1 protein-coding gene and 1 pseudogene are annotated in these 3,198 nt (G+C 72.4%); one reads left to right on the top strand and one right to left on the bottom strand.

Features of this window, described 5'->3' with window-relative positions; translation table 11 throughout:
- Nucleotides 1-180 precede the first annotated feature (180 nt).
- Nucleotides 181-1,680 (bottom strand): annotated as a pseudogene (locus ACFWPJ_RS28765) (MFS transporter); the annotation flags it as partial.
- A gap of 129 nt (nucleotides 1,681-1,809) precedes the next feature.
- Here ACFWPJ_RS28765 and ACFWPJ_RS28760 point away from each other — a divergent pair.
- A partial coding sequence (locus ACFWPJ_RS28760; RefSeq protein ID WP_378856031.1) for a BTAD domain-containing putative transcriptional regulator occupies nucleotides 1,810-3,198 on the top strand: 1,389 nt, incomplete at its 3' end.

Below are 3,198 nucleotides of genomic sequence, written 5' to 3'. Positions count from 1 at the left end.
GCCCGCCCGCGGGGGGCGTGACAGTGGGGGCGGCCCCGGGGGCGGGCGTGGGGGGCGGCGGGGCGGTGCGGGGGGGTGGGCGGGTCTGACGACGAACGGCCGTGATCAGACCGCGGCGGTGGCCCGCTCGGCAACACCGTCACCCGGGATATCCACTGCCGCTTCGGAATCTGGCACCGACGTCGCACCAGCCGGGATCCGGCGAAGCAGCGCGACCGCCAGTACCGCACCCGCGGCCGACAGCACGGTGGCGGTCCAGGCCGCGGCGTTGAGTCCGTTCGTGAAGGCTTCGCGGGCCGCGGCCACGACGGAGTCGGCGACCTCGGCGGGCAGCGACTCGGCCGAACTCAGCGCTCCGGGAAGGGTTTCCGCGGCCGCGCCCTCGGCATCCGCCATTCCGCCGCGGTACACCGCCGCACCCACGCTGCCGAGCAGCGCGACACCCAGTGCCACGCCGAGGTCGCTGGCGGTGCTGTTCACCGCCGACGCCGCGCCCGCCTTCTCCGCCGGGGCCGCGCCGATGACCAGGCCGGGGATCAGCGCCATGGCTGGCGCGATGCCCGGGTACAGGACGTAGAACCCGACGATGAGCAGCGGCAGGCCCGCGACGCTGTCGACCTGGGTGAGCACCAGGTAGCCGACGGTCGAGACCGCAAGCCCCGCGGCGATCAGATAGGCGGGACGGACGCGGCGAGCGATGGCCGGGGTGACGGTGGAGACGATGACCAGCCCGATCGCGGCGGGCAGGATCCACAGACCGGCCCGCAGCGGCGACTGGGCGGCGACCAGCTGCAGGTACTGCGTGAACAGCAGATACACCCCGCCGAGGGCGATGGCGGCGAGCATGTAGACGCCGAGCGAGCCGCTGAAGGTCCGGTTCGCGAACAGCCGCACGTCGAGCAGCGGGTCGGCAAGCCGCAGCTGCCTGCGGACGAAGACCACCGCGAACAGCACACCGGCCAGCAGGGTGAGCACCGATGCGGCGGCGAGTCCGGTCTCGGCGAGCTTCTTCACGCCGTACACGAACGGCAGCAGCGCGGCCAGCGACAGCGCGACGCTGACCGGATCGAGCCGACCGGCCTCCGGCGCACGGTATTCGGGCACCAGGACCGGCACCGCGAGCAGAACGAGCAGCATCACCGGCACGCCGATCAGCATGGACGCACCCCACCACAGCGAAGCCAGCATCAGCCCGCCGAGCAGCGGGCCCAGTGCCACACCCGCCGACACCGACGCCGCCCACAGGCCGATGGCGGTGGCGCGCTGCCGATCGTCGCGGAACATCGTCGTGATCAGCGACAAGGTGGCGGGCATGACGGCGGACGCGCCCAGACCCATCAGCGCACGCGAGGCGATGAGCAGTTCCGGGGCCGGCGCGAACGCGGCTACGACCGAGGCCACGCCGAACAGCGCCGCACCGGCCAGTAGCAGCCTGCGGCGGCCGAGCCGGTCACCGAGTGTGCCCATGGTGACGAGGAAACCCGCCATCACGAACCCGTAGATGTCGTTGATCCACAACAGCTGGCCGCTGCTCGGCGACAGGTCGGCGGCGATATAGGGGGTGGCCAGGAACAGGACGGTCATGCTGAGGAACAGCAGCACCGTCGGCAGGAGCAGAACCGCCAGCCCCAGCCATTGGCGGGCTCCGGCCCGCTCGGGGACATCGGTGAACGCGGACATCAGGAGGTTTCCCTTCGAGGAGGATTCGAACGAGACCCACCGTGCCGACCGGCCCTTCGGGAACCCTTCGGATCGACTCAGGATCGCCTCGAGCCCACCGTGTCGCCGCGCCCGTTTAGGGTGGGTGACATGCGTTTCGGGGTGCTTGGGCCGTTGGCGGTGTGGACCGACGATGGGCAGCCCGTCCGGGTGCCCGAGCTCAAGGTCCGGGTGCTGCTCGGTGCGCTGCTGGCCGAACCGGGCCGGATCGTGCCCGCCGACCGGCTCGTCGAGGACCTGTGGGGTGGGGCGGCGATGCCGGCCAATCCGGCGGGCTCCCTGCAGACCCGTGCCTCCCAGTTGCGGCGCGTCCTCGGTGACGCCGAAGCGGGCGGCCGCGATCTGCTGGTGTCGCGCTCCCCCGGCTATCTGCTCGACGTCGCCGCCGACGCGGTGGATTCGCAGGTGTTCCAGGAGCTGCTGCGCCGGGCGCGCGCCGCCGAAGACGCCACCACCCGCGCACCGTTGCTCACCGAAGCGCTGGCGCTGTGGCGCGGGCCCGCACTGGCCGACCTGGCCGATCACGACTTCGCGCGGATCCCGGTGGTGCGGCTCGAGGAACAGCGGCTGACCGCCGTCGAGGAACTCGCGCAGGCCAGGATCGCGCTCGGCGAACACGATCAGGTCGCCGACGAACTCGGCGCGCTCACCGAACGACACCCCCTGCGAGAACGGTTGCGCGCGGCGCACATGCTGGCGCTGTACCGCTCGGGCCGCCACGGCGAGGCTTTGGACTCCTATCGACGGCTGCGTGAGCATCTCGCCGAGGAGCTAGGCCTCGATCCGAGTCCTGAGTTGGCCGCCCTACATCGCGCTGTGCTGGAACAGGATCCGGTGCTCGGCGCCCCGGTGCGTCCCGCGCCCGTCGTGCCCGTGACGCCGCGGCCCACCGTGCCGGTTCCACCGACGACACTGGTCGGCCGCGAAGACGACCTCGCCAGGATCGATGCGCTGCTTCGCGCCGAACGGCTGGTGACGCTCACCGGGCCGGGTGGGGTCGGGAAGACCCGGCTGGCGCTGGCCGCCGCGGCCACCCATCCGGCGCGCGACGGTGTCCTGTTCGTCGAGCTCGCCGGGCTGTGCCTCGGCGCCGAGCAGGACAGTGCTCTCACCGCTCTCACCGAGGTGGTGGCCGCGGCGTTCGAGGTGCGCGACGATTCCGCCGGGTCGAGCCCGTTCCCTGTGCCCGACAACGGAACTCAGCTGGCCCGGCTCGCCGAGGCGGTGCGGGCCAAGCAGGTGCTGCTCGTGCTCGACAACGGCGAGCACGTCGCCGACGCGGCCGCCGCACTGGTCTCGCGGCTGCTCGGCGCCGCACCCGAACTGCGGGTACTGATGACCAGTCAGGTGCCCCTGTCGATCGCGGGCGAGCACCTCTGGCCGGGGGGGGCGCGGGGGGGGGGGCCCCCCCCCCCCCCACCGGGCGCGGGGGGGAGTGTGAACAAGCCCCCGAGCGGGGGAGATAGAAACAAAACAAAA

Source organism: Nocardia sp. NPDC058497 (assembly GCF_042720195.1).
Taxonomy (GTDB): Bacteria; Actinomycetota; Actinomycetes; order Mycobacteriales; family Mycobacteriaceae; genus Nocardia.
This window is presented reverse-complemented; position numbering and strand designations above follow the sequence as displayed.